General features: G+C 63.1%; 15 protein-coding genes. 7 read left to right on the top strand and 8 right to left on the bottom strand.

The genetic code is table 11. The annotated features are described in order from the left end of the window. Positions 1 to 12 precede the first annotated feature (12 nt). Genes holB through mltG form a run of 3 tightly spaced genes read right to left on the bottom strand, consistent with a single transcriptional unit; the run spans position 13 to position 2671 of the window. The gene (holB, locus tag QZ656_RS03540; RefSeq protein ID WP_291992074.1) at positions 13 to 1044 is read right to left on the bottom strand and encodes a DNA polymerase III subunit delta'; all 1032 of its coding nucleotides are present in this window, start codon (positions 1042 to 1044) and stop codon (positions 13 to 15) included. Continuing rightward, entirely contained in the window at positions 1041 to 1673 is a 633-nt protein-coding gene (tmk, locus tag QZ656_RS03535) for a dTMP kinase (protein ID WP_291992073.1), read from the bottom strand. Before tmk ends, holB begins: the two co-directional genes overlap by 4 nt. Continuing rightward, positions 1670 to 2671, bottom strand: coding sequence for an endolytic transglycosylase MltG (gene mltG, locus QZ656_RS03530; protein WP_291992072.1), 1002 nt, complete (start codon positions 2669 to 2671; stop codon positions 1670 to 1672). Before mltG ends, tmk begins: the two co-directional genes overlap by 4 nt. A 262-nt stretch (positions 2672 to 2933) precedes the next feature. Here mltG and QZ656_RS03525 point away from each other — a divergent pair, with 262 nt between their 5' ends. Then, the gene (locus QZ656_RS03525) at positions 2934 to 3926 is read left to right on the top strand and encodes a folate-binding protein (RefSeq protein WP_291992071.1); all 993 of its coding nucleotides are present in this window, start codon (positions 2934 to 2936) and stop codon (positions 3924 to 3926) included. Positions 3927 to 3946: 20 nt separating this feature from the next. Continuing rightward, positions 3947 to 4729 carry an NRDE family protein gene (locus QZ656_RS03520; RefSeq protein ID WP_291992070.1) on the top strand — a complete coding sequence of 261 codons (783 nt, stop codon included), beginning with the start codon at positions 3947 to 3949 and terminating at the stop codon, positions 4727 to 4729. On the opposite strand, the gene QZ656_RS03515 is transcribed toward QZ656_RS03520, so the two are convergent. Further along, positions 4699 to 5181 (bottom strand): L,D-transpeptidase, encoded by a 483-nt coding sequence (locus QZ656_RS03515; protein ID WP_291992069.1) that lies wholly within the window; start codon positions 5179 to 5181, stop codon positions 4699 to 4701. The two genes, QZ656_RS03520 and QZ656_RS03515, sit on opposite strands and share 31 nt — an antisense overlap. 4 nt (positions 5182 to 5185) lie before the next feature. Then, positions 5186 to 5647 (bottom strand): tRNA adenosine(34) deaminase TadA, encoded by a 462-nt coding sequence (tadA, locus tag QZ656_RS03510; RefSeq protein WP_291992124.1) that lies wholly within the window; start codon positions 5645 to 5647, stop codon positions 5186 to 5188. A gap of 661 nt (positions 5648 to 6308) precedes the next feature. Between tadA and QZ656_RS03505 the strand changes: the two genes are divergently transcribed. The 5 genes from QZ656_RS03505 (at position 6309) to QZ656_RS03480 (ending at position 12755) form a co-directional block, all read left to right on the top strand. After that, the gene (locus QZ656_RS03505) at positions 6309 to 7649 is read left to right on the top strand and encodes an IS66 family transposase (protein WP_291992068.1); all 1341 of its coding nucleotides are present in this window, start codon (positions 6309 to 6311) and stop codon (positions 7647 to 7649) included. Then, positions 7646 to 8413 carry a Druantia anti-phage system protein DruA gene (locus QZ656_RS03500; protein ID WP_291992067.1) on the top strand — a complete coding sequence of 256 codons (768 nt, stop codon included), beginning with the start codon at positions 7646 to 7648 and terminating at the stop codon, positions 8411 to 8413. The genes QZ656_RS03505 and QZ656_RS03500 overlap by 4 nt, the downstream gene beginning before the upstream one ends. Positions 8414 to 8564: 151 nt before the next feature. Beyond that, a complete protein-coding gene (locus tag QZ656_RS03495) occupies positions 8565 to 10718 on the top strand; it encodes a helix-turn-helix domain-containing protein (protein ID WP_291992066.1) in 2154 nt (717 codons plus the stop codon). 199 nt (positions 10719 to 10917) lie between these two features. Continuing rightward, entirely contained in the window at positions 10918 to 12171 is a 1254-nt protein-coding gene (locus QZ656_RS03485) for a glycosyltransferase family 4 protein (RefSeq protein ID WP_291992064.1), read from the top strand. Between the two features lie 95 nt (positions 12172 to 12266). Next, complete coding sequence (locus QZ656_RS03480; RefSeq protein ID WP_291992063.1) at positions 12267 to 12755, top strand: cyclic nucleotide-binding domain-containing protein; 489 nt, start codon at positions 12267 to 12269, stop codon at positions 12753 to 12755. A 6-nt stretch (positions 12756 to 12761) separates the two neighbouring features. On the opposite strand, the gene QZ656_RS03475 is transcribed toward QZ656_RS03480, so the two are convergent. The 3 genes from QZ656_RS03475 to QZ656_RS03465 form a co-directional block, all read right to left on the bottom strand. Continuing rightward, the gene (locus QZ656_RS03475; RefSeq protein ID WP_291992062.1) at positions 12762 to 13136 is read right to left on the bottom strand and encodes a CZB domain-containing protein; all 375 of its coding nucleotides are present in this window, start codon (positions 13134 to 13136) and stop codon (positions 12762 to 12764) included. An 84-nt stretch (positions 13137 to 13220) separates the two neighbouring features. Next, positions 13221 to 14297, bottom strand: a complete 1077-nt coding sequence (locus QZ656_RS03470; protein ID WP_291992061.1) for an HD domain-containing phosphohydrolase — start codon at positions 14295 to 14297, stop codon at positions 13221 to 13223. Between the two features lie 286 nt (positions 14298 to 14583). Beyond that, positions 14584 to 24171: an SdrD B-like domain-containing protein gene (locus QZ656_RS03465; RefSeq protein WP_291992060.1), complete on the bottom strand. Its 9588-nt coding sequence runs from the start codon at positions 24169 to 24171 to the stop codon at positions 14584 to 14586. Positions 24172 to 24275 lie beyond the last annotated feature (104 nt).

Genomic DNA, 24275 nt, shown 5'->3' with positions numbered 1-24275 from the left:
CCCTCGGGAGCTTCAGAAAAGCTTGGCGTAATTCAGGAAGAACTCTTCGAGAAACAGGCGGCTATTCACCGGCTGCTCGCACTGAGCTTTGTATTGTATCGCCTTCTGGTTGAATGCCAAGAGCTTGCGCGTGTCTGTGCTCTGCGCCAGGCGCTGCAGCAGCGGTGCCTGCGCCAGAAAATAGCGTGGCGGTAGGCCCGCGCTGGCCAGCGTCAGATCGGCCAGCCACTTCTGCGCCCAATCGAGCATCCGCTTTACGGGCGCCGGGCGCTTTTCTGCCTTCACGGTCTTGTCGACCAGCGCTGCGGCAGCCAGCGGTTCGAGCTCCCGGCCGCGCGACACCTGTGCCAGCAGCGCGTCAAGCAGCACGCGCTCGCCGCGGTCGGCGAGTTCGCGCGCCAGCAGCGGCGAGCCGCCGGCGAGCGCCAAGCACTGCTCGCCGTCGCTGACGCCGGCCTGGCGCAGCCACTCGACGGCCGTGGCGCGCGCAGGCGGTCGAACGGCGATCGCCTGACAGCGGCTGCGAATCGTCGGCAGCAAGCGGTATGGCTCACTGGAAATCAATATAAATAAAGTACCTACAATCGGTTCTTCAAGTGATTTAAGAATGGCGTTGGCGGTTGAACGATTCATCGCCTCGGCCGGGTTGATGAGGATCACCCGGGCGCCATGGCGGTGCGTGCCGACGTGCAGGAAATCGTCGAGGGCACGCACCTGGTCGATGGTGATCTGCTGGCTTGCTTTCTTCTTGCTGGCGTCGTCGCCGCCAGCCGACTCGCCGAGCGCGCCCTCGGCGAGCGCATTCGGCTGCACGACATGCAGGTCCGGGTGGTTGCCTTGCGCCAGCCAGCCGCAGGCCAGGCAAACGCCACAGGCACTACCGTTCTCATCGCGCTTCTCGCAGAGCAGCGACGCGGCAAAGCAGCGCGCCAGATCAAACTTGCCAATGCCGCGCTGACCGGCAATCAGGAGCGCGTGCGGCAGTTGCGCGCGCCTCGCCAAGAGCTGCTGCCAGGCTTGTTCGTGAAGATTTATTGTGTTCATAAACAGTGTCTTATTAGTGCCTCTTGAACCAATATCTTGATTATTTCCGGGGTTTGATCGGCGTCTATGACCTGGATGCGCCGCGGCGCAAGCGCCGCACGCTCGAGATAGGCGAGTCGTACGCGCTCGTGAAACTCGGCGCGCTCCTGTTCGAAGCGATCGGTTTCGCGCGCCTGCGCGGCGATCCGCCGACTGGCAACCGCCGACGGCAAATCGAAGAGCAGCGTCAGATCGGGTTGCAGGTGGCCATGGACCCATTGCTCGAGCTGTTCGAACTTGCCGCTGTCGAGGCCACGGCCACCGCTCTGGTAGGCGTAGGTGGCGTCGCTGAAGCGGTCACAGATGACCCATTCGCCACGTTGCAGCGCCGGTTCGATCACTCGTTCGAGATGCTCACGGCGGGCGGCGAACATCAGCAAGGCTTCGGTCTCGAGGTGCATCGCTTCATGCAATAGCAGTTCACGGAGTTTTTCGCCAAGGGCCGTGCCGCCGGGCTCGCGGGTCGCGACGACGTTCAGGCCGCGGCCGCGAACCAGCGCCGCGGCGCCGGCGATATGGCTGCTCTTGCCGGCGCCGTCGATCCCCTCGAAGGTGACGAACTTGCCTCGTGGCTTGTTGGTTTGACTCAAGGTCTGCCGCCTTTCTGAAAGCGCCGTACGGCCCGATTGTGTTCATCAAGGCTGGGCGAAAAATGGCTGCTGCCGTCACCGCGCGCGACAAAATACAGCGCTTCGGTGGCGGGCGGATGCAAGGCGGCCTGTAGCGAGGCCAGGCCAGGCATGGCAATCGGCGTCGGCGGCAGACCGCGGCGGGTGTAGGTGTTGAACGGCGTGTCGGCGAGCAGGTCGCGCTTGCGCAGATTACCATCGAAAGCGTCACCCAGCCCGTAGATCACGGTCGGGTCGGTCTGCAGCAGCATCCCCTGCCGCAGGCGATTAACGAACACCCCGGCGACCAGCGGTCGATCATCGGCGCGGCCGGTTTCCTTTTCGACGATCGAGGCCATGATCAAGGCTTGATAGGCATCGGCGTACGGCAGTTCGGCCGCCCTCGCCTGCCATTCTCGCGCCAGATGCTGCTGCATCGCCCGATACGCGCGCGCCAGCAGATCGACGTCACTGCTGCGTTTGGCGAAAAAATAGGTATCCGGAAAGAAGAGACCCTCGGCGGCGGCTTCCGGCGCCCCGATCAAGCGCATCAAGTCGGCTTCCGGCAGGCCCGCGGTATCGTGACGCAGGTCGGGATGCGCGTCGAGGCGTTCGCGCATCTGGCGAAACGTCCAACCTTCGATGAATACCAGGTCGGACTGGCTGACGTCGCCACGCGTTAGCTTGCTCAACAATTCGAGCGGCGTGACGCCGCGGGCGATTTCGTAACTTCCCGCCTTGATCGAGGTATCGACGCGCTGCCATTTGCCGAGCAGGAGTAGCAGCCAGGACGGCGTCTCGGCACCCGCGGCGGCGATCTCGCGGGCCGCCGCGCGCATGCTGCTGCCCGGCAGAATCGTGAATTCGAGCGGCTCATGCGCCATCCCGATCGGCGTCTGCACGACCCAGGCGAGCGCCGCGACCAACAGCAGCAGAACGACGGCAGCGACCAGGAACAGCTTGACGAGGAGTTTGCGCATCGATCGGGCGCCGTGGAAAGGCGGCGGAGCTGGCAGGGGAGAATGAACTTCGACTGGCCCGTATAATAGCCGAAAGCGGCCAGGCTGAACCGAAGCGCCGCTGGCCTGGTCTGAGTCCTCTGACCGTGCCGGCCGCTGGCGAGCAGCGCGACGTCTCGGCGGTCGCCAGGCAGATTACCCGCAGCCCCCCACACAACTCAATGAAAATGGCTTAACGATGAACGCAAGCTGGCAGGACTTTCTTGGTGCCGCAGGTGCCCGCATGAATCACCATCTGGTGACCGATTTCGGCGATGCCGCCGCCGAGCTGACGGCAGCGCAGGCGGCGCACGCGGCGACGATCGTTTCGCCACTCTCCCACCTGGCGGTGCTCGAAGTCAGCGGCAGCGACGCCGCTGATTTTCTGCACCAGCAGTTCACCAGCGACGTCAAGCATCTGGCTACCGACGGGGCACAGTATTCGGCCTGGTGCTCGGCCAAGGGGCGGATGCTGGCCAGCTTCCTGATCGTCCGCAATGGCCCCGTCTATCAGCTGCAGCTATCGGCAGACCTGCTGCCGGCGATCGCCAAGCGCCTGCAGATGTTCGTCCTGCGCAGCAAGGTGAGCATCAGCGATCAGACGGCTGCGCGCGAGATTATCGGCTTGTCGGGTCAGCACGCGGCGGTGGCTCTGCAGGCCGCCGGCCTGCCGGTGCCCAGCGGCGAACTGAGCGCCAACGCTTTTGCCGGCGGCGTCGTGATCCGCCTGGACGGCACACGCTTTGCGATCATTGTCGCCAGCGACGCCGCCGCCGCTCTCTGGGAGCAACTGTTGGTAGACGCTCGCCCGGTCGGCACGCTGGTCTGGCAGTGGCTCGATATTCGCGCTGGCGTGCCGTTGATCACCGAGCGTACCAAAGAGGAGTTCGTTCCGCAGATGGCCAATTTCGAGCAGTTGGGCGCCGTCAGCTTTCACAAGGGCTGCTATCCAGGTCAGGAAATCATCGCCCGCGCGCAGTACCTGGGTAAGGTAAAGCGCCACTTGTATCGCGCGCACGCGGACGCGCCGATGAGCGCCGGCGACGCCATTTATTCGCCGGCCAGTCCGCAACATCCGTGTGGCCTGGTCGCCAACGCGGCGCCAGCGCCGGCCGGTGGCTACGACGCGCTGGCGATCGTCCAGGAAAGTTTCGTCAGCGCCGCTGACCTGACCGTCGCGGCGCCGACCGGCCCGCGCATCGACCTCGAACTGGTCAGCCGACAGACATCCTCCTGATTCCGCCGGGCGCGCTGACGATGTGTCTGATCCTGATCGCCTGGCGGGTGCATGCCGACTATCCTCTGGTCGTCGCCGCCAACCGCGACGAATTCTTCGCCCGTCCGGCAGCCGCTGCGGCGTTCTGGCCCGACGCGCCGCAGGTTCTCGCTGGCCGTGACCTGGAAGCCGGCGGAACCTGGTTGGGAGCCGCTCACGAGCAGCGTTTCGCGGCCCTCACCAATTATCGCGAGGGTGGCAAAGTCCGCGCCGACGCGCACTCGCGCGGCGCCCTGGTCGCCGATTTCCTGACCGGCGACGCCAGCCCGCAAGCGTATCTGGCACAGCTCGCGGTGCGTGCCGCCGACTACAATGGCTTCAACGTCTTCGTCGGCGACGAGCACACTCTCGCTTACTTTGCCAACCGCGGCGATCGTCGGCCACGCTCTTTGAGCCCGGGCATCTACGGCCTCTCGAACCATCTCCTGGATACTCCCTGGCCCAAGCTGGCGAGCGCCAAGGCGGCCTTTGCCGCCGCGCTGGCGCGTTTGCCGGCAACGGCACCGTTCTTCGAGGTGCTTGCCGATCAGGAAATCGTCGCCGATTCGCACCTGCCGGAGACCGGTGTGCCGCTCGAGTGGGAACGCGTCCTGTCGGCCGTCTTCGTCAGGTCGCCGAGCTACGGGACGCGCGCCGGCACACTGCTTACCCGGCATCGCGACGGCCGAACGACGCTGATCGAGCGCAGCTTCGCCGTTGGCGCGGTGGCCACTGGCGAGGTGCGCGAGAGCTTTCAGTCCTCGCTGATCTCAACCGGCGTGTAGGGCGTCAGCCGCTCGAAGAGTTCAAGGATGTCGGTGTTGCGCATGCGGATGCAGCCATGCGAGCCCGGCCGGCCCATCGGCGTGCCATCCGGGCTGCCGTGAATGTAAACGTAGCGGCGCATGGTATCAACGCTCCCCAGCCGGTTGCGGCCTGCTTCGCAGCCTGACAGCCAGAGAATGCGCGTCAGAATCCAGTCACGCTTGGGGAAACGCTCGCCCAGTTCGCGGCAATAGACCTCGCCACTCGGACGACGGCCGACAAACACCGTGTTCTCGGCCTGTCCGGCGCCGATCTTGGCGCGCACGATATGCCTGCCACGCGGCGTGCAATAACTGCCATTCTCTTCGCCAGGCCCCTTGCTCGCCGTCGACACCGAATACGAGCGCCATACCGACCCGGCGGCATCGAACACGGTCAGCAATTGCCGGCTGATCGAGATCTCGACATACATCGTGTCAATCCCCTCTGCGGCGGCGCCGCGCGGCAAAGAAATCGGAGAGCAGCAGCCCGCACTCGTCGGCCAGGACGCCGCCGGCAACCGCCGTGTGATGGTTCAGGCGTTCGACGGCAAAGAGATCGACGACGCTGCCGTGGACACCGGTCTTCGGATCGCGAGCGCCGTAGATCAGGCGAGCGATGCGCGCCTGCAGCACCGCTCCGGCACACATCGCGCACGGCTCAAGCGTCACGAAGAGTTCGCAACCCGGCAAGCGGTAGTTCTGCAAGTTGCGAGCGGCGTCGCGCAGCGCGGCAATTTCTGCGTGCGCCGTCGGATCGTTCTCGCCGATCGGCGAGTTGAAGCCACGACCGACAATCAGTCCATCGCGCACCACCAACGCACCGACCGGCACTTCGCCGAGACACTCGGCGGCGCGCGCCAGAGAAATCGCTTCGCGCATGAAGTATTCGTCTTTCATCGCGCGCATTCTACCGCAGCGCCTGCTCGCACAGCCGCTGTCTTCGGCGTCCGTTCGCGGGCTTTTTGCGGTCAGCTGGCGCCCTCTTGACGGCGGTGAAATCGGCTAACATCCGGGATTACCAATGTTTCTCGTGAGGCACTCCAGCGGTCATGCGAATCCTCTTTGTACACCAGAATTTTCCCGGACAATACAAGTACCTGGCGCCAGCGCTGGCCAACTCGCTCGTAAGTATTCGGTGAACCGTAAGTATTCGGTGAACCCGTAGCCCCGGTTTTTTTGGTGGGCGAGCTTCCGTCAGCGATTGGCGGGCAGCCCGGAGATCTGGACTGGACACAGCAGCGGAAATCCGGCACCATGCGGCGCATGGGCACGGCTACGGACATTATCTGCGGAGGATCGGCGGCAAGTCACCGCCAAGTGGCGCCGTTCGCCGAGGTGTTGGTGACGTTGACCAAGGAGCAGGAAATCAAGCTCCGTTGGGAGGCCAACTTCTGGCGCAGCCAACATCGGCAAGCGCTGGTCCGTTTGGCGGAATCGGAGGCCGCTCATCGGGTGGAAATGGCGCGTGCGGCGGAGCAAGCGGCGGCGCGTGAGGCGGCCTTGCGTAGCGAGCTCGAGCAGGCCCAGGGCCGGATCCGCGATCTGCAAAAACGCCTGTTTGGTCGCAAGTCAGAACGCTCTTCGGGAGCCGAGAAGAACCCGGCGGCGGACCAAAAATCGTCGCGAGCTCGAGGTCAGCAACCGGGAGCAGCGGGTCACGGGCGGAAGTCTGGGCTACGTCGACTTTCCCGGCACGGAAGACAGTGAAGTCCTCGAGATCGAGGTCAAGGCCTACCGCCGGAAGATCTGCCGGCGGCGCTACCGGCGGACCTGTCAGTGTTCGGGCGCGCGGGGTATTCTGACCGCGCCACCGCCGGCACGATTGATCCCGCGTGGAAAGTACGGCGTGTCGATCTGGGTGCACCTGCTGCTGTCGAAGTTCTTGTACGGCCAGCCGACGCATCGGCTTCTGCGAGACTTGTCCGACCACGGACTGACGCTCTCGGCAGGAACGGTGGCCGGCGGACTGCGTGCCTTGGCACCGCTGTTCGAGCCGCTTGAAGAAGCACTGCTTGGCCAACTACGCAGCGAGAAACAGTGGCACGCAGACGAGACCCGCTGGCGGGTCTTTGCCGAGACCGAAGGGAAGGTCGGACATCGCTGGTATTTCTGGGTGTTCCACGGCCCATCGGTCATCCACTTCGTGCTCGACCCGAGCCGCTCGGCGGCGGTGCCGATCCGGGAGCTCTCCGGTAGCGCCGGAGGAGTCATCATCTGTGATCGCTATTCGGCCTACAAGAAGCTCGCGCGAGTCCTTGACCACTTCATTCTGGCTTTCTGCTGGGCACATCAGCGGCGTGATTTCCTGGAACTGGCCAACGCCCATCCGGAGCTCGCGGACTGGGCACTGGCCTGGGTCGAGCAGATCGCTCAGCTCTACCACTTGAATGGACGGCGCCTGGAAGTCCGTAGCGACCCAGTACAGTGGGCCGAACGCGACCGCGCCTTGCGGCAGGCGATCACGCAAATGGCCAGTCAACGGGAAAGCGAACTGGCGAACCCGGCGCTCAAAATGCCGGCGAGCAAGGTGCTGCGAAGCATGCGCAAACATTGGTCCGGCCTGACCGTCTTTGTCGACCGCCCCGAGGTGGCGATGGACAATAATGCCGCCGAGCGCGCACAGCGCACGCCGGTGGTCGCACGCAAGAACTTCTATGGGTCGGGCAGTCTCTGGTCCGGCGCACTCGCCGCGACGATGTTCAGCTTGCTGCTGACGCTGCGCTTGTGGGGAATCAACCCGCGCACCTGGCTGACGGCGTATCTGGAGGCCTGCGCCGCCAACGGCAACCTGCCGCCGACGGACTTGAGTGCCTTTCTGCCCTGGGCGATGGCGACCGATCGACTGGCTCAGATGCGTGGCATCCCGGTCGATCAGAGCCGTCCCATCGATAGCTCGTGAAGCCTTATTGCGGGCGTCACTTTACCGACGACGAACTGCAGGCCCTCTGCCGCCTGATCGAAGCCCATCCTGGCAGCAGCCGCGCGCAACTGTCGCGCCAGGTGTGTGAGCTCTTCGACTGGCGTAAGCCCAATGGCGAGCTGAAGGATATGACCTGCCGGGTGGCCATGCTGCGTATGCAGGCCGACGGCCTGCTCACCCTGCCGGCGGCACGACGGGCCGCTCCTCGCCAACCCGAGTATCTGCCTACTCACGCCACCGATCCACAACCGTTGCTCACCCAGCCGGTGCATGAACTGCCGCCGCTGCGTCTGCATCAGGTCGTCGGTTCGGCGAACTCGCGTCTGTGGAACGAGTACATCGCCCGCTACCACTATCTCGGCCACACGCCCATGGCGGGCAGTCAGAGCCGCTACTTCGTCTTCGCCGGCGAGACCCTGGTCGCCTTGCTCAGCTTCGGCGCCAGCGCCTGGAAACTCGCCGCGCGCGAGCAATTCATCGGTTGGCACGATGAGCAGCGACAAAGGAACCTGCAACTGGTGGTGAACAATGCCCGCTTTCTGATCCTGCCCTGGATCCAGTGCAAGGGCCTGGCCTCCAAGATCCTCTCGCTTATGCAGCGGCAATTGCCCAAGGACTGGCTGGCGCGCTACGGCTACCGCCCCGTACTACTCGAAACCTTCGTCGAGACGCCCCGCCATCGCGGCACCTGCTACCAGGCCGCCAACTGCAGATTTCCTGATCCCGGCCGGGAATGTAGGTAGAATTCCGGAATTGCACGTGGCACTTTATTTTGACGGCCATGATTTTCTTATGGCATAAACCAAGCTTCGCTAGGAGTGCAAGGAGGAGCAGACGTTGAGGCAATCGTGGCTTCCAGGGTTTCCGGATGGTGCGCAGAAAGTGGGAGAAGGGTTGGCGATTCTGGAGAAGGATGGCCAAGCGATCTACTTTGTTGGGGGAGACAATTACTTCTCGCACCCCGTAGGAGACGACGCTGGCCGCAGGTTCGCTCTGACCAGCCTGATGGAGAACGGGCACGTCAAGGCGGTCGAACTGGAAAGGCCACCGCTGTGCATCCCGCACCGCACGCTGATGAACTGGGTGGGACAAAGCCGCAAAGCCGGGCCATCGTCTTTCTTTCGACCGGCGGCGGCGAGCCGGCCGCGGATCATGACGCCGGACAAGAGTGCCGAATGCGCGCGGCTGTTGAGCGAGGGAAAGCGTCCTGCCGAAGTGGCACGGCAGGTGGGCGTCCAGGAGTCGACGCTGCGCAAGGCGATCCGGCGCCAGGGCGTGCCGCAGTTGGCCGCCTTGCCGCAAGAGGCAGGGGAGTTGGAAGCGGCGAGCACCAAGAGTGAGCGCAGCCGGGCGGATGCGGAAGCCGCCGCGGGGATGGGCACCGCCTGCACGCGCGCCGACGAGCGGATCCAAACGGCGCTGGGATTGGCGACCGGTGCGACGACGCGCTTCGAAGCGAGCCACGATGTGGCGATGGGGGGGCTGTTGGCCGGCTTGCCGGCCTTGTGCGCGAACGGGCTACTGACCGGCCTGGATCGCCATCTCAAGCTGCCCCGGGGATTCTACAGCGCCTTGCACATCCTTCTCGTCCTCGGCTTCATGGCCCTGGGGCGAATCAAGCGGCCGGAACATCTGCGACAAACCTCGCCCGGAGAACTCGGCAAAGTCATCGGCCTGGACCGGGTACCGGAAGTCCGCACCCTGCGGGAAAAGGTCCATCTGCTGGCCAAGACGGGTGACCCGGCAGCCTGGATGCGGGATCTCGCGAAGCTCTGGATGGAAAGTGAGCCAGAAGAAGCGGGTTACCTGTATGTCGATGGTCATGTTCGGGTGTATCACGGCGAGCAGGCCAGGCTGTCGAAGCGCTACGTCTCGCGCGAACGCCTGTGCCTGCGGGGCACCACCGACTACTGGGTTAACGATGCCCTGGGTCGCCCGTTCTTTGTGGTTTCGCAGCCGCTCAATGACGGACTCGCCGAGACCCTGCTCAAGGACATCGTCCCCCAACTGCTGGAGATTGTCCCGGGACAGCCGACGCCGGCCGAACTGGACGCCGACCCGACCCTGCACCGGTTTGTCATGGTCTTCGATCGGGAAGGGGCCACCCAGAGTCTCCTCGGCAGACTCTGGAAACAGCGCATCGGCGCACTGACCTACCGCAAGAACGTCAAGGACCTCTGGTCCGAAGAGGTGTTTCAGGAACAGGAAGTCCATCTGCCGGCAGGCGGCAGCACCGGGATGAAACTCGCCATGCGCGAAACCCGACTCGGCACAGGCGATGGCAGCCTGGCCGTGAGCGAAGTTCGTCGGCTGACCCAGACGGGACATCAAACAGCCGTGATCACGACCGCCCGGCAACTCGGAAACACCACCATCGCTGGGCGGATGTTCGCCCGTTGGTGCCAGGAAAACTACTTCGCGTACATGATGGAACATTATGATATTGATGGGCTTATCGAGTACGGAGACGAATCTCTTCCCGGCACTCACCAGGTCGTTAACCCCCGCTGGCGGGAACTCGACAAGGCCGTCAGGCAAACCCGCCAGAGCGAAAGAAAACTGCAGGCCGCAATCGCCAGGACGGCCTTGAACGACGGCGGCGAAATCCAGAAAAACGCCGAGTCTGTCGAAGCACTGCAGGCCGTTCAGGAGGAGCTCAAGCGACTTTGCGCGGCGCGCAAGGCAAGCCCCCGAAAGGTGACGATCGACAGTCTGCCCGAGACCGAGCGACCGACCCAACTGCCGCCGCTGAACAAGATGCTCTGCGATACCGTGAAAATGGTCGCCTACCGGGCCGAGACCGCCATGGTGGCGCTATTGCGCCGCCACTTGAAGAAGGAGGACGACGCACGTGCGCTCATTCGCGAATTGTTCGTTTCTTCCGCTGACATCGAACCGAACGCGCTAGCCAACACCCTGACCATCAAAATTCACCGGATGGCCAGCCCAGCTCATGATCGCGCTATCGCCGCGCTCCTCGAGGAACTCACCCTGCAAGATTTTCCGCATCCGGAAACCGGGGCAAGAATGACCTTCACTCTTGTCTGAAGTGCCAACCCGGTTTCCTCCGAGATCAGGAAATCTGAACTGGATCAAGGTCGGCCAAACCGCCGGCCGAGGCAAGAAGTGCCCCACCCGCAAGTCGATCCTCCCGATCAAGGATATCTGGCTCTATCCCCTTCACAGAGCCTTCCGATCAGTCCTCTGCCGCTAACCGGCCTCGCCAACGGCGCTGGCTCACTACGGGTTGGCCGAATACTTACACTCGCTCGACAACGAAGTAGTCGCCATCGGTGAGGAGGTGAACCTCCAACGGGCACGCGCTCTGCATCCACGCATCCGCTTGCTGGCGTATCCGGAGCCACCGGGAGCGGCGAAGAAAACGCATCATTACCTGCACAGTTCCGAGGCGGCGATCCGCCGCGGCCAGGCGGTGCTCCGGGTGGCGATGGCCCTGCGCAAGACCGGTTTCGTTCCCGATGTGATTTGCGCGCATCCCGGCTGGGGCGAAGCGCTGTTTCTCAAGGACGTTTACCCCGAATCCCCGTTACTCGTCTATCTCGAATTCTTTTACCGCGCGCAGGGGTCGGATATGGGTTTTGACCCGGAGTTTCCGACCTCCTTCGACGATCAGTGCCGGCTGCGTATCCGCAACGCTACGCAGCTGATCAGCCTGGCGGCGGCCGATGCTGGTCTGAGCCCGACGCGCTGGCAGCGTGACCAGTACCCGCAAGCGTTTCACTCGCGCATCCAGGTAATCCACGACGGCGTCCAGACCGACCTGGTCTGCCCCGGCGAGGTGCTCGACTTCGTCTTGCCCGATGGCCGCGGAACGTTGCGTTCGGGCGCCGAGGTCGTCACTTACGTGGCCCGCAACCTCGAACCGTACCGCGGTTTTCATACCTTCATGCGCGCCCTGCCGGCCGTGCTGGCGGCGCGACCGAATGCGCAGGTATTGATCGTCGGTGGCGACGAAGTCAGCTATGGTCGTCGCCTGCCGGCTGGCGAATGCTACCGCGACGCCTATTGCAGGGAACTCGGCGACAGCCTCGACGGCCGACGGGTGCACTTCCTGGGCAAAGTGCCCTACGCCACGTTCATCGACGTCTTGCGGCTTTCCAGCGCGCACGTCTACCTCACCTACCCGTTTGTCGTATCGTGGTCACTGCTTGAAGCGATGTCCTGCGGTTGCCCGGTGATCGCCTCGGATACAGCGCCCGTTCGCGAGGTCGTCAAGGCCGGGCGCAACGGACTGCTGGTCGATTTCTTCTCGCCAGCGGCGCTCGCCGAAGCGATTATTTCGGTCCTTGACGACCCCCAGCGGATACAAGCCTTGCGGGTGCAGGCCCGCCGCGACGTCCAGCAGCACCTGGACCTCGAAAGGCAGACTTTGCCGCAGCTTCTCGGCCTGGTAAATCGCCTGGCGTCGCACGCGCGTGGCGCCGTGGCTGGCCCACTGGCGCCACACTCACGACAGCGCAAGCGGCAAGCCGCAAAGTGACTCATGCTTGCCGTGTGCTGCACAATAGTCAACAAGCGACTCAGCAACAGCCGATTGGCCAAGCCGGCAATCGTCTTTAACGATCGAGGTGAGCGATGATCACAAGCCGATTCCTGCAGGACCAGCCTCTATTCGGCGGCGTCGACGACCGAGCCATAGCGGCGATCGTTCCGCTGCTGCGCGAGTGCCGTTTCGCTGCCGGCGAGGCCATCGTCCGCGAAGGTGACGATGGCGACTCCCTGTTCCTGATCTGCTGCGGCTCGGTCGAAGTGCTGAAGGCTACGGTCGCGGAGGACGGCGTTTTCGAGAAGCGCATCGCCATTCTGAAGGTCGGCGATGTATTCGGCGAGATGGAGTTGATCGACATGCAGCGCCGCTCGGCGACGGTGCGCGCGCTCGAATCCGTCGCGGCGCTGGCGCTGTCCAATGGCGACCTGTTCCGGATCTACGAGTCCGACCTGCCGACCTTCACGCTGATCGTTCTGAATCTGGCCCGCGAACTGAGCCGTCGCCTGCGTAGCATCGACGTCATGGCGGTGCATTACATGGCGATTGGCAGTCCCGCAGCTGCCCCTGATGAATGAGCGCCCTCACTGCACGGTAGCGCGTAGCTGGTCGCGCCAGGCACGCATGGCGATGGCCAATCGCCCGGACATGGTGATGTAGTCGCCGTAGAGCAGTTCATAAGCATCGCGGGTCTTGCCCGACGCCGCCAGCTCGATGACCCGCGCTGCCGCCTGGTGAAATTCGGCGTGCAGTCGGTTCACCTCCTGGTAATAACGGCTTGCCCGATCGCCATCCGACAAGCGCGAGCCATACAACCACTTGCCGAATTCGCACTGGTCATCGGCCCGTATTGCTTCGACGTCAATCAACGATTGCGCATCAAGAATCGCCTGCCGGAGACGTGACATCCATAGCGCATGACTGTTGATCGCTTGCTCAATACCGGCCACCTTGTCCACGCCATTGTCCCTCGCCAAGTGCCACTGCCCAGCCAAGACCAACTTTACCTGCGATGCACCAGCACGCCTGGCTCCAGCACTGCGCTACAGCGATGGACCATCGTAATCACCATCGTCTGTAAACTGCTCGTCCTGAAAGCGCGCGCGTATCTCGAGTGCTTCATCCCGACGGGCCAGGAAAGCGGCGACGCAACTCGAATCGAAATGGCCATTGGCGCCGTTCTGCAGGAAGGCAAAGGCGCGCTCGGGCAGCCACGGACTCTTGTATGGGCGCGCCGATAGCAACGCATCAAAGACATCGGCGACGGCAACGATCCGGCCAAACAGCGGGATTGCGGTTCCGACCAGGCCGCCAGGATAACCCGAACCGTCGAACTTCTCGTGGTGAGAAAGAGCGATCTGGGCAGCGGCCTTCAGGATCTCTGACTTGCTATCTTTAAGCAGCTGATAACCGAGATTGGCGTGCGTCTTCATGGTCGCGAACTCTTCCGGGCTCAGCCGTCCCGCCTTGAGCAGAATTACGTCAGCGATCCCGATCTTGCCAATGTCGTGCAAGGGCGCGGCCTTCAGGATGAGATCCAGGTCGTCCTGAGGAAGTCCCATTTCGGCGGCGATCAGTTCAGCAAAGAGCGCCATTCGCTTGGTATGGGCGCTGGTTTCCGGATCGCGATATTCGGCAGCCACTGACAGGATGGTCAGCAGCTCCTCCTCGCGGGCGCGCACGTCCGCCGTGGCTCTATCGATATCCTCAGCCAATCGCGCCGAGTAGTTGGCCTGCTGCTTGCGGCTGGCATTTAACTTGAGCATGATCCGCACCCGCGCCTCGAACTCTCTGCGGTCAGGAGGCTTGGTCAGGAAATCGGTCGCGCCGTTATCCAGCGCCTGATAACGCACGTTCTTGTCTCCAGTTGCGGTAATCATCAGTACCGGGATCTCGCCACGACCGGGGACGTCTCGAAAGCGGGAAATAAACTCCAGGCCGTTGAGTGCCGGCATCTGGTAGTCGACGATAACCAGATCCGGCTGGTTTTCGGAACACCACCGCAGGCCCTCGGGTGCGTCCTGAAAAGGAAGCGCCACACCATCAGCAAGTTTAGTTACCCAAGCCTTGAACAGCTCCAGATTGATCGCGCTGTCATCGATAATGGCGATTCGGTTCATCTTGCCCCCCGTCGAGTCTCGTCGAGTATAGCAAGACGGCAGCCCGGATTAAACCGCTGCCGGTCACCGAGTTTGCGGTCCTTCCTTGTCGATGAGTAATCGAGACACGGCGTTAGAGCAACAGGCGTTCGTTTCGTGAGCCCGTCGCTGCCTGGCGCTGGCCAGCAACAGCGCCGACGAGCGCGCAAAAAAAGGCGCGCTCGACGCGCGCGCCTCACCTGCCCATGATCCGGCGGTCTGGTCTGCTGGCTCTCCCGCTAGCGAGCCAGCAGACCGTCAGCCATAGCTAGCCGAACAACCATCCCGAGTCGAGCGCATCGTTGGCCGCGGCCGCGAACAAGCCGTCGGGCAGGTCTGGCACGCTGGCCCCGGAGATCGCGGCGCCGTGCTCAAACGACACGCCGCTATCGGCCAGGAAGGCGTTTTCCAGACCGTCAACGCTCAAACCGCTCAGCGTGGCAGCGGCCTGCTCATTACCGTCGGTCGTACGCCATGCCGAGAGATCGACAAGAGTGCCGCCAAACAGCAGATCGGCGAACTCGGGCAGAACGACGCCGGCGGCAGCCGCATCGTTGGCCGAGACGTTGAAATAGACGTCGGTCATGTCCGCCGCGCGACCGTCGGCCATCGTCGCCAGGCTGCGTTCGAGGTGAACGTTACCCTGTCGGTCGAGGAACGGCAGCTCGCTATGGCCAACGTCGAGCGACGCCACACCGGCTTCGGCCAGCGTCAGCAACTCGCCGGCGTCGGTCTGGTGGTTGCCGTTGGCGTCGCGCCAGATCAACAGATCGGCAAAGCCACTATCGGCGGCATTGACCAGGCCATCACCGTTACTGTCGTAGCTCGCCAGTTGCGCGAAGCCTGCACCCTTGGCCGTACCGCCAAACAGCTCGCTGATGTCGTCGATCTGGCCGTTGCCGTTGTGGTCGACCGCCAGGAAGCCTTCACCGCCCGAAATCCAACCCGACTGCACTGCGCTGCCGTTGCCGAACAGATCGAAGCTGCCAGCCGAGTTGGCGCGGCTGAGCGTCTGGATACCGTTACCGTCGAGGTCGATGACGATCGGCGTGATGCCGGCGTCGCGGGTCATATCGTTCTGACCGAGCGTCAGCGTAAAGGCGCTGGTCTTGCTGACGCTGGTCGTCACCTTGGCATCACCCGCCACGTCCGAATCGATGGCGTCGTTGCTGCCGGCGTCCTTGACCGCCCACTTCCAGGTGCTCATGTTGTTCCACTGCTTGTACTGGTAATACTGGACGTTCGTCTTGTCGAATTGCAGCACGTAGGTACCGGCGTCGAGGTTGCTGAAGAGGTAGTTGCCGTCGCTGTTGGTTGTGGTCGTCGCCAGGACGTTCTTTCCGGTCGCATCCATCAAGCTCACCTTGACGCCGCCAATACCGGGTTCGCTGGCGTCCTGGATATTGTTGTGGTTCATGTCGTCCCACACCTTGTCGCCGACCGACGCTTTCTTGAACAGTCCGGCGTCCCAGCTGAGGTCGTTCTCGCCGCTGTTGAGCGTCTTGAGAACGGTCTTGCCGGTAGACGAATCGAAGTCCGAGTCTTTGGCGTCGTTGCCACCCTGATCCTTCGGCGACACGAAGTAGCCGCTCGGAGCCACCACCTGTAGCTTGTAATCGCCCGGATTGAGGCCGCTGAACAGGTAGTTGCCGCCGCCGTCGGTCTGTTGCGTTGCCAGGACAGCTCCGGCGCCGCTGAGCAGCTTGACCGTAACTCCGGCAAGCCCGGTTTCGCCGGCGTCCTGGATGCCGTTGGCGTTGGCGTCGAACCAGACGCGATCGCCAAGGCTACCCAGCGCCGCATTCTTGTAGTGGCCGAGGTCGGAATCGCTGAGCGCGCCGGGAGCGCTCACCGTCGCCTTGTTCTCGTAGATGCCTGACTGCAGCTGCGCAACGGTCAGTTTCTGGATCTTGAACATGTCCTCCGGCGTCTTGTCGGTGGTGTCGGCGGCGATCACCAGGACGTTGCCCGAGACATTGCCGTTATTGAAATCGGCCAGCCGTGCGCTACTCAAGGTCGTCGAATTGAGTTCCGTGAAGCCGAGCGCTACGAGGTCGGCGTCGCTGAGCAAGGCATCGTGATTGGCGTAGGCGTTGGCGCGCGTGCCGATCCACACCTGGATGTCGCTGTCGTTGACGACGTAGCCCAGGTAGGCCGAATCGACGACGACGTTCTGATCGAACTCGAACAGCACGTAATTGTCGCGCCCACCGGTGTTGTCCACCGTGTGCTGGTTGTTGCCACCGCTGCCTTCGCTGTTGTCAGTCACTCCCAGCCCGCCGCCGTAGCTGCCGAGCCAGGCCTGCGACCAGTCGCCGGTGGTCTTGTCGCGGCTGAAGGCACTGGCATGAACCGATATCGAGTCGGCGGTGAAGGTCCGGACGTTGCCGTCGGTGCCGTTGGTGCTGCTGCTGCCGTTGAGGTCGAAGGTGCTGGCGGCACCCATCGTGCTCAGGTTCTGGACGGTTCCCGTGGCTTGATACAGCCAAGCTTCGCCCGGCGACAGGAGATTGTCGTTGCCGACGTCGCCGGACAGGTACTTGATCTTGCCGTTGGCCACCGAGAGGTCGTCCGCACCGTTCGAGGGCGTACCGTTGTCGTCGACGATCGCAATATCGCTCCTGGCGAAGGTCGTGTTGCCGGTGTTGCTGACCTGATAGGTCCAGGTGACCGACGAACCCGCCGTCAGGATGGCGACGCCCGCGCCGTCTGCGGCGTCCTCGTTGTCGAAGTCCGGCTTGATCGGGTTGCTGTTGCTCGGGCCGTTGGTGGTCTTCTCGATGTCGATTTTCGGCGTTGCCGGAACCACCGGATTCTTGTAGTGGCCGAGGTCGGAATCGCCGGGCGCGCCGGGAGCGGTCACCGTCGCATTGTTCTCGTAGAGACCTGACTGCAGCTGCGCAACGGTCAGTTTCTGGATTTTGAACATGTCCTCCGGCGTCTTGTCGGTCGTGTCGGCGGCGATCACCAGGACGTTGCCCGAGACATTGCCGTTATTGAAATCGGCCAGCCGTGCGCTGCTCAAGGTCGTCGAATTAAGTTCCGTGAAGCCGAGCGCTGCGAGGTCGGCGTCGCTGAGCAAGGCATCGTGATTGGCGTAGGCATTGGTGCGCGTGCCGATCCACACCTGGATGTCGCTGTCGTTGACGACGTAGCCCAGATAGGCTGAATCGACGACCACGTTCTGATCAAACTCGAACAGCACGTAATTGTCCCGGCCACCGGTGTTGTCCACCGTGTGCTGGTTGTTGCCGCCGCTGCCTTCGCTGTTGTCAGTCACTCCCAGCCCGCCGCCGTAGCTGCCGAGCCAGGCCTGCGACCAGTCGCCAGTGGCTTTGTCGCGGCTGAACGCGCTGGCATGAACCGATATCGAGCCGGCGGTGAAGGTCCGGATGTTGCCATCGGTGCCGTCCGTGCTACTGCTGCCGTTGAAGTTGAAGGTGCTGTCGGCGCCCGTGCTGGTCAGGTTCTGGACCGTTCCCGTGGCCTGGTACAGCCACGCTTCGCCCGGCGACAGGAGATTGTCGTTGCCCACGTCACCCGATACATAGCTGATCTTGCCGTTGGCCACCGAGAGGTCGTCGGCGGCATTGGCCGGCGTGCCATTATCGTCCACGATTGCAATATCGCTTTTCGCGAACGTCGTGTTGCCGGTATTGGTGACCTGATAAGTCCAGGTGACCACCGAACCTGGGGTCAGGATGGCAACACCAGCGCCGTCGGCGGCGTCTTCGTTATCGTAGTCAGGCTTGACCGGGTTGCTGTTGCTCGGGCCGTTCGTGGTTTTCTCGATGTCGATACCGGCCTTCAGCTTGACCAGGCCGGCATCCCAGCTGAGGTCGATCTCACCACTGGTCAGCGTGGTGACGATGGTCATCCCGGCAGCGTTGGCGTCGCTGTCGCTGGCGTCGGCGCCGATGTCCCGCTGGGTGAAAGCGTAGCCAGCCGGTTTGACGAATTCGAGCTTGTAGTCGCCGGGAACCAGGTTATCGAACAGGTAGTTTCCGTCGCCGTCCGTGGTGTCAGTAGCAAGAACTCCGCCATTAGCGTCCAAGAGCTTGACGACAACACCACCGAGGCCGTTCTCGCCGACGTCCTGAACGCCGTTGGCGTTGGCGTCAAGCCACACCCGATCGCCAAGGCTGGCGGTCAGAACCGAGGTGATGTAATGCGCCTTGTCGGCATCAGATACCGTCTGGCCTGTGTTCGCATCGGTGCCAAAGACCGTACCGGTATTGACATATTGGCCACTAGCAACGACCATTTCCGATGCGCTGTAGGTCCAGGTCTCGTTGACGTCCAGTTGATGATCGCCGTTGCTATCACCGCCGAGGAAGGTCAGGTGTTGGATACGGTCGTCGCTTACCAGCACGTTGCTCAGCGCGACCTCGCCAGTGTTCGTCACCACGTAGGTGAACACCGCCGTACCACCCACGGGAATCATGGGTCCCGTGGGAAAGTCCGCGTCGTAGTCTGGCGTTATCACCAGCGTGCCACCGACTGCCGGCGTGCTGAGGTCGGCACCCAGTTCATTTTGTGCCGCAAATAGATCTTTGGTGCCGCTAATATCGCCACCCGGGTCTAAAGCGGCCTGCGTCATGGCAATGATCTCTGCCTTGGTGTAGGCGTAATCGACATTACCGTTTGCGGCGTTCAGCAGCGCCGCGGTGGAGTGGCGCATCAAGGCATATACACCACCACCGCCGGAGCCTAGCGCTTCCAACAAGCTCGGTGAGCCCGGCACGTCTACACCGAAGATGGTCTCGTAGCTGTCATTCGGGCCGTAGCCCGTTTCCGGCCAACCGGCAAGAGGCGCCGGCCCATAGCTGGAGTGTGTCTTCCAGAAACCTGGGGTCAGCCCTTCACCTCCGCCTGCACCCTCGTCCACGTACTCACCGCGGACGTATTTCTCGATGTCGATACCGGCCTTCAGTTGCACCAGCCCGGCATCCCAGCTGAGGTCGTTCTCGCCGGAGGTCAGTGTGGTGACGATGGTCATGCCTGTGCCGGGGTTGGCGTCGCTATCGCTGCCGTCGGCGCCCTGGTCCTGCTGGGCAAAGACGTAACCCGCCGGTTTGACGAACTCAACCTTGTAGTCGCCCGGGATCAGGTCGGCAAAGAGGTAGTAGCCAGGCTGACCGGCCTTGTCGGTGGTGACGGTGGTGCTGACGAAAACGCCGGCACCCGTGTACAAATTCACCGTGACACCGTTCAGGCCATTGCTCGCAGCGTCGTCCTGCTGGCCGTTATTGTTGGCGTCGACCCAAACGTAGTCGCCCAGGCTGGCTTTCTCATAGTAACCGGCATCGACGGTGTCGTTGGTCTCGCCCGGGGCCAGGGTGTAGCAGCCGGTCAGGCCGCCCGCGCCAGCGTCGGAGTCGAGAGCGTCGTTACCGACGTTGGCGGTGCTCAGCACCGAGCCGTCGGCGGCGATGAACTTGACGATGTAGTCGCCCGGCAGCAGGCCGGTGAAGTGGTAGTTGCCGGTGCTGTCGGTGAGCTGGGTGCCGACCAGCGTGCCCGGCACATTGTTCAGACAGGTGTAGAGCTCGACGGTGACGCCGGCTTTGCCGACTTCGCCGCCATCCTGCACGCCGTTGGCGTTGTCGTCGATCCACACGCGGTCGCCGAGTGCCGCCAGCTTGACCAGCCCGGCATCCCAGCTGAGGTCGTTCTCGCCGGAGGTCAGCGTGGTGACGATGGTCATGCCTGTGCCGGGGTTGGCGTCGCTATCGCTGCCGTCGGCGCCCTGGTCCTGCTGGGCAAAGACGTAACCCGCCGGTTTGACGAACTCGACCTTGTAGTCACCCGGGATCAGGTCGGCAAACAGGTAGTAGCCAGGCTGGCCGGCCTTGTCGGCGGTGACGGTGCTGCTGACGAAAGCGCCAGCACCGGTGTAGAGATTGACCGTGACACCGTTCAGGCCACTGGCCGGACCATCGTTCTGCTGGCCATCATTGTTGGCGTCGACCCAGACGTAGTCGCCGAGGCTGGCTTTCTGGTAGTAGCCGGCATCGACGGTGTCGTTGGTCTCGCCCGGGGCCAGGGTGTAGCAGCCGGTCAGGCCGCCCGCGCCGGCGTCGGAATCGAGAGCGTCGTTACCGACGTTGGCGGTGCTCAGCACCGAGCCGTCGGCGGCGATGAACTTGACGATGTAGTCGCCCGGCAGCAGGCCGGTGAAGTGGTAGTTGCCGGTGCTGTCGGTGAGCTGGGTGCCGACCAGCATGCCCGGCACATTGTTCAGACAGGTGTAGAGCTCGACGGTGACGCCGGCTTTGCCGACTTCGCCGCCATCCTGCACGCCGTTGGCGTTGTCGTCGATCCACACGCGGTCGCCGAGCGCCGCCAGCTTGACCAGCCCGGCATCCCAGCTGAGGTCGTTCTCGCCGGAGGTCAGTGTGGTGACGATGGTCATGCCTGTGCCGGGGTTGGCGTCGCTATCGCTGCCGTCGGCGCCCTGGTCCTGCTGGGCAAAGACGTAACCCGCCGGTTTGACGAACTCGACCTTGTAGTCACCCGGGATCAGGTCGGCAAACAGGTAGTAGCCAGGCTGGCCGGCCTTGTCGGCGGTGACGGTGCTGCTGACGAAAGCGCCAGCACCGGTGTAGAGATTGACCGTGACACCGTTCAGGCCACTGGCCGGACCATCGTTCTGCTGGCCATCATTGTTGGCGTCGACCCAGACGTAGTCGCCGAGGCTGGCTTTCTGGTAGTAGCCGGCATCGACGGTGTCGTTGGTCTCGCCCGGGGCCAGGGTGTAGCAGCCGGTCAGGCCGCCCGCGCCGGCGTCGGAATCGAGAGCGTCGTTACCGACGTTGGCGGTGCTCAGCACCGAGCCGTCGGCGGCGATGAACTTGACGATGTAGTCGCCCGGCAGCAGGCCGGTGAAGTGGTAGTTGCCGGTGCTGTCGGTGAGCTGGGTGCCGACCAGCGTGCCCGGCACATTGTTCAGACAGGTGTAGAGCTCGACGGTGACGCCGGCTTTGCCGACTTCGCCGCCATCCTGCACGCCGTTGGCGTTGTCGTCGATCCACACGCGGTCGCCGAGCGCCGCCAGCTTGACCAGCCCGGCATCCCAGCTGAGGTCGTTCTCGCCGGAGGTCAGTGTGGTGACGATGGTCATGCCTGTGCCGGGGTTGGCGTCGCTATCGCTGCCGTCGGCGCCCTGGTCCTGCTGGGCAAAGACGTAACCCGCCGGTTTGACGAACTCGACCTTGTAGTCACCCGGGATCAGGTCGGCAAACAGGTAGTAGCCAGGCTGGCCGGCCTTGTCGGCGGTGACGGTGCTGCTGACGAAAGCGCCAGCACCGGTGTAGAGATTGACCGTGACACCGTTCAGGCCACTGGCCGGACCATCGTTCTGCTGGCCATCATTGTTGGCGTCGACCCAGACGTAGTCGCCGAGGCTGGCTTTCTGGTAGTAGCCGGCATCGACGGTGTCGTTGGTCTCGCCCGGGGCCAGGGTGTAGCAGCCGGTCAGGCCGCCCGCGCCGGCGTCGGAATCGAGAGCGTCGTTACCGACGTTGGCGGTGCTCAGCACCGAGCCGTCGGCGGCGATGAACTTGACGATGTAGTCGCCCGGCAGCAGGCCGGTGAAGTGGTAGTTGCCGGTGCTGTCGGTGAGCTGGGTGTCGACCAGCGCGCCCGGCGCATTGTTCAGACAGGTGTAGAGCTCGACGGTGACGCCGGCTTTGCCGACTTCGCCGCTATCCTGCACGCCGTTGGCGTTGTCGTCGATCCACACGCGGTCGCCGAGCGCCGCCAGCTTGACCAGCCCGGCATCCCAGCTGAGGTCGTTCTCGCCGGAGGTCAGTGTGGTGACGATGGTCATGCCTGTGCCGGGGTTGGCGTCGCTATCGCTGCCGTCGGCGCCCTGGTCCTGCTGGGCAAAGACGTAACCCGCCGGTTTGACGAACTCGACCTTGTAGTCACCCGGGATCAGGTCGGCAAACAGGTAGTAGCCAGGCTGGCCGGCCTTGTCGGCGGTGACGGTGCTGCTGACGAAAGCGCCAGCACCGGTGTAGAGATTGACCGTGACACCGTTCAGGCCACTGGTCGGACCATCGTTCTGCTGGCCATCATTGTTGGCGTCGACCCAGACGTAGTCGCCGAGGCTGGCTTTCTGGTAGTAGCCGGCATCGACGGTGTCGTTGGTCTCGCCCGGGGCCAGGGTGTAGCAGCCGGTCAGGCCGCCCGCGCCGGCGTCGGAGTCGAGAGCGTCGTTACCGACGTTGGCGGTGCTCAGCACCGAGCCGTCGGCGGCGATGAACTTGACGATGTAGTCGCCCGGCAGCAGGCCGGTGAAGTGGTAGTTGCCGGTGCTGTCGGTGAGCTGGGTGCCGACCAGCGCGCCCGGCGCATTGTTCAGACAGGTGTAGAGCTCGACGGTGACGCCGGCTTTGCCGACTTCGCCGCCATCCTGCACGCCGTTGGCGTTGTCGTCGATCCACACGCGGTCGCCGAGTGCCGCCAGCTTGACCAGCCCGGCATCCCAGCTGAGGTCGTTCTCGCCGGAGGTCAGCGTGGTGACGATGGTCATGCCTGTGCCGGGGTTGGCGTCGCTATCGCTGCCGTCGGCGCCCTGGTCCTGCTGGGCAAAGACGTAACCCGCCGGTTTGACGAACTCGACCTTGTAGTCACCCGGGATCAGGTCGGCAAACAGGTAGTAGCCCGGCTGGCCGGCCTTGTCGGCGGTGACGGTGGTGCTGACGAAAACGCCAGCACCGGTGTAGAGATTGACCGTGACACCGTTCAGGCCACTGGCCGGACCATCGTTCTGCTGGCCATCATTGTTGGCGTCGACCCAGACGTAGTCGCCCAGGCTGGCCGGTTTGATCAAGCCCGCGTCAATGGTCCGGTTGTATTCACCTGGCGCCAAGATCACGATCGGTGTCACGCCCAGAGCATTGGCGTCGCTATCGGCGGTATCGACGGTGGTGTCGGCCGTGGTGAAGCTGATGTAGGCTACCGGCTTGACAAATTCCACCTGGTAGGACAACCCCGGTGTCAGGCCGATGAATTTGTAGAAGCCCGAAGCATCCGTGGTCGTTGTTGCCAGCTTTTCGTTTGGATCCAGAAAGTCTCCGTCGCCGTTCAAGTCTCGCACAAGGTTGACGGTGACGCCTGCGATGCCAGTTCCTACCTCGTCCTGAATGCCATTGCCATTCAAGTCATCCCAAACGAAGTCGCCCAACGCTGCCGATTGGACCGTGATCACCAGCGGTTGGTGAGATAGCTCACTGTTGTCCCGAACGCCGTTGTTGTTGGAATCAAGGAAGGTATCCAAGACAACGGCAATCTTGTCATTATCCGAGAAGCTGTCGGTCACGTCCGGCACAAAGCCGTTACCGTCCACGGTAGCCCGGCCGACAATGGCGGCAACCCGCTCCGGGTCCCAGCTGCCAATCAACACGCCGGTTGGCGTACCTTGCCCGAGAAGGCTGGAGATAGCCTGCTGGACGTCGCCGTAGGTGAAATCTCCAGAGACGCCGGTAACGTTGTAGTACGGAATCCCGGTGTAAAGCTTCTGGTTAATGGTGTCGCTATAGAGGTTAGCACTCGGCTTGAGGTTGTTCAGCAACCAGTTGACGTTGTCCAGCCCCGCGAAGTTGCCAATGCCTGGAATGGTTACGCTGAGCAATCCCAGTTCATAACTCGAATAGGCGTACGCCCCGTAAGTCCCCGGCACCGAAATGGGCGCATTTCGGTTCACGCACCACGAATCGAAGACCGAGTTAGTCGGATAAACGAATGGCTGCGTGGACGAGATGATCGTCGTATCCAGATAACTCGGCAAACCCAACAGGCCAGGCGCGGTGACTTTGATATTCAATGACGGGGGCGTATAGGCGGGCATGGTCAAACTCCTGTAAAGAGATGCCTAAAAAATGCTGATGCTGGTCGTGCTGTAGAGCGCCAAGGCATTCCAAAGCTTCCGTTCACGAGCTGCCTGGCGACGGG

Source organism: Candidatus Accumulibacter sp. ACC003 (genome assembly GCF_907163085.1).
Lineage (GTDB): Bacteria > Pseudomonadota > Gammaproteobacteria > Burkholderiales > Rhodocyclaceae > Accumulibacter.
This window is presented reverse-complemented; position numbering and strand designations above follow the sequence as displayed.

Excerpts from the sequence above, each read along its gene's own strand:
- holB (WP_291992074.1), bottom strand. The coding sequence starts at position 1,044 with ATGAACACAATAAATCTTCACGAACAAGCCTGGCAGCAGCTCTTGGCG.
- mltG (WP_291992072.1), bottom strand. The coding sequence starts at position 2,671 with ATGCGCAAACTCCTCGTCAAGCTGTTCCTGGTCGCTGCCGTCGTTCTG.
- QZ656_RS03525 (WP_291992071.1), top strand. The coding sequence starts at position 2,934 with ATGAATCACCATCTGGTGACCGATTTCGGCGATGCCGCCGCCGAGCTG.
- QZ656_RS03520 (WP_291992070.1), top strand. The coding sequence starts at position 3,947 with ATGTGTCTGATCCTGATCGCCTGGCGGGTGCATGCCGACTATCCTCTG.
- QZ656_RS03515 (WP_291992069.1), bottom strand. The coding sequence starts at position 5,181 with ATGTATGTCGAGATCTCGATCAGCCGGCAATTGCTGACCGTGTTCGAT.
- tadA (WP_291992124.1), bottom strand. The coding sequence starts at position 5,647 with ATGAAAGACGAATACTTCATGCGCGAAGCGATTTCTCTGGCGCGCGCC.
- QZ656_RS03480 (WP_291992063.1), top strand. The coding sequence starts at position 12,267 with ATGATCACAAGCCGATTCCTGCAGGACCAGCCTCTATTCGGCGGCGTC.
- QZ656_RS03470 (WP_291992061.1), bottom strand. The coding sequence starts at position 14,297 with ATGAACCGAATCGCCATTATCGATGACAGCGCGATCAATCTGGAGCTG.
- QZ656_RS03465 (WP_291992060.1), bottom strand. The coding sequence starts at position 24,171 with ATGCCCGCCTATACGCCCCCGTCATTGAATATCAAAGTCACCGCGCCT.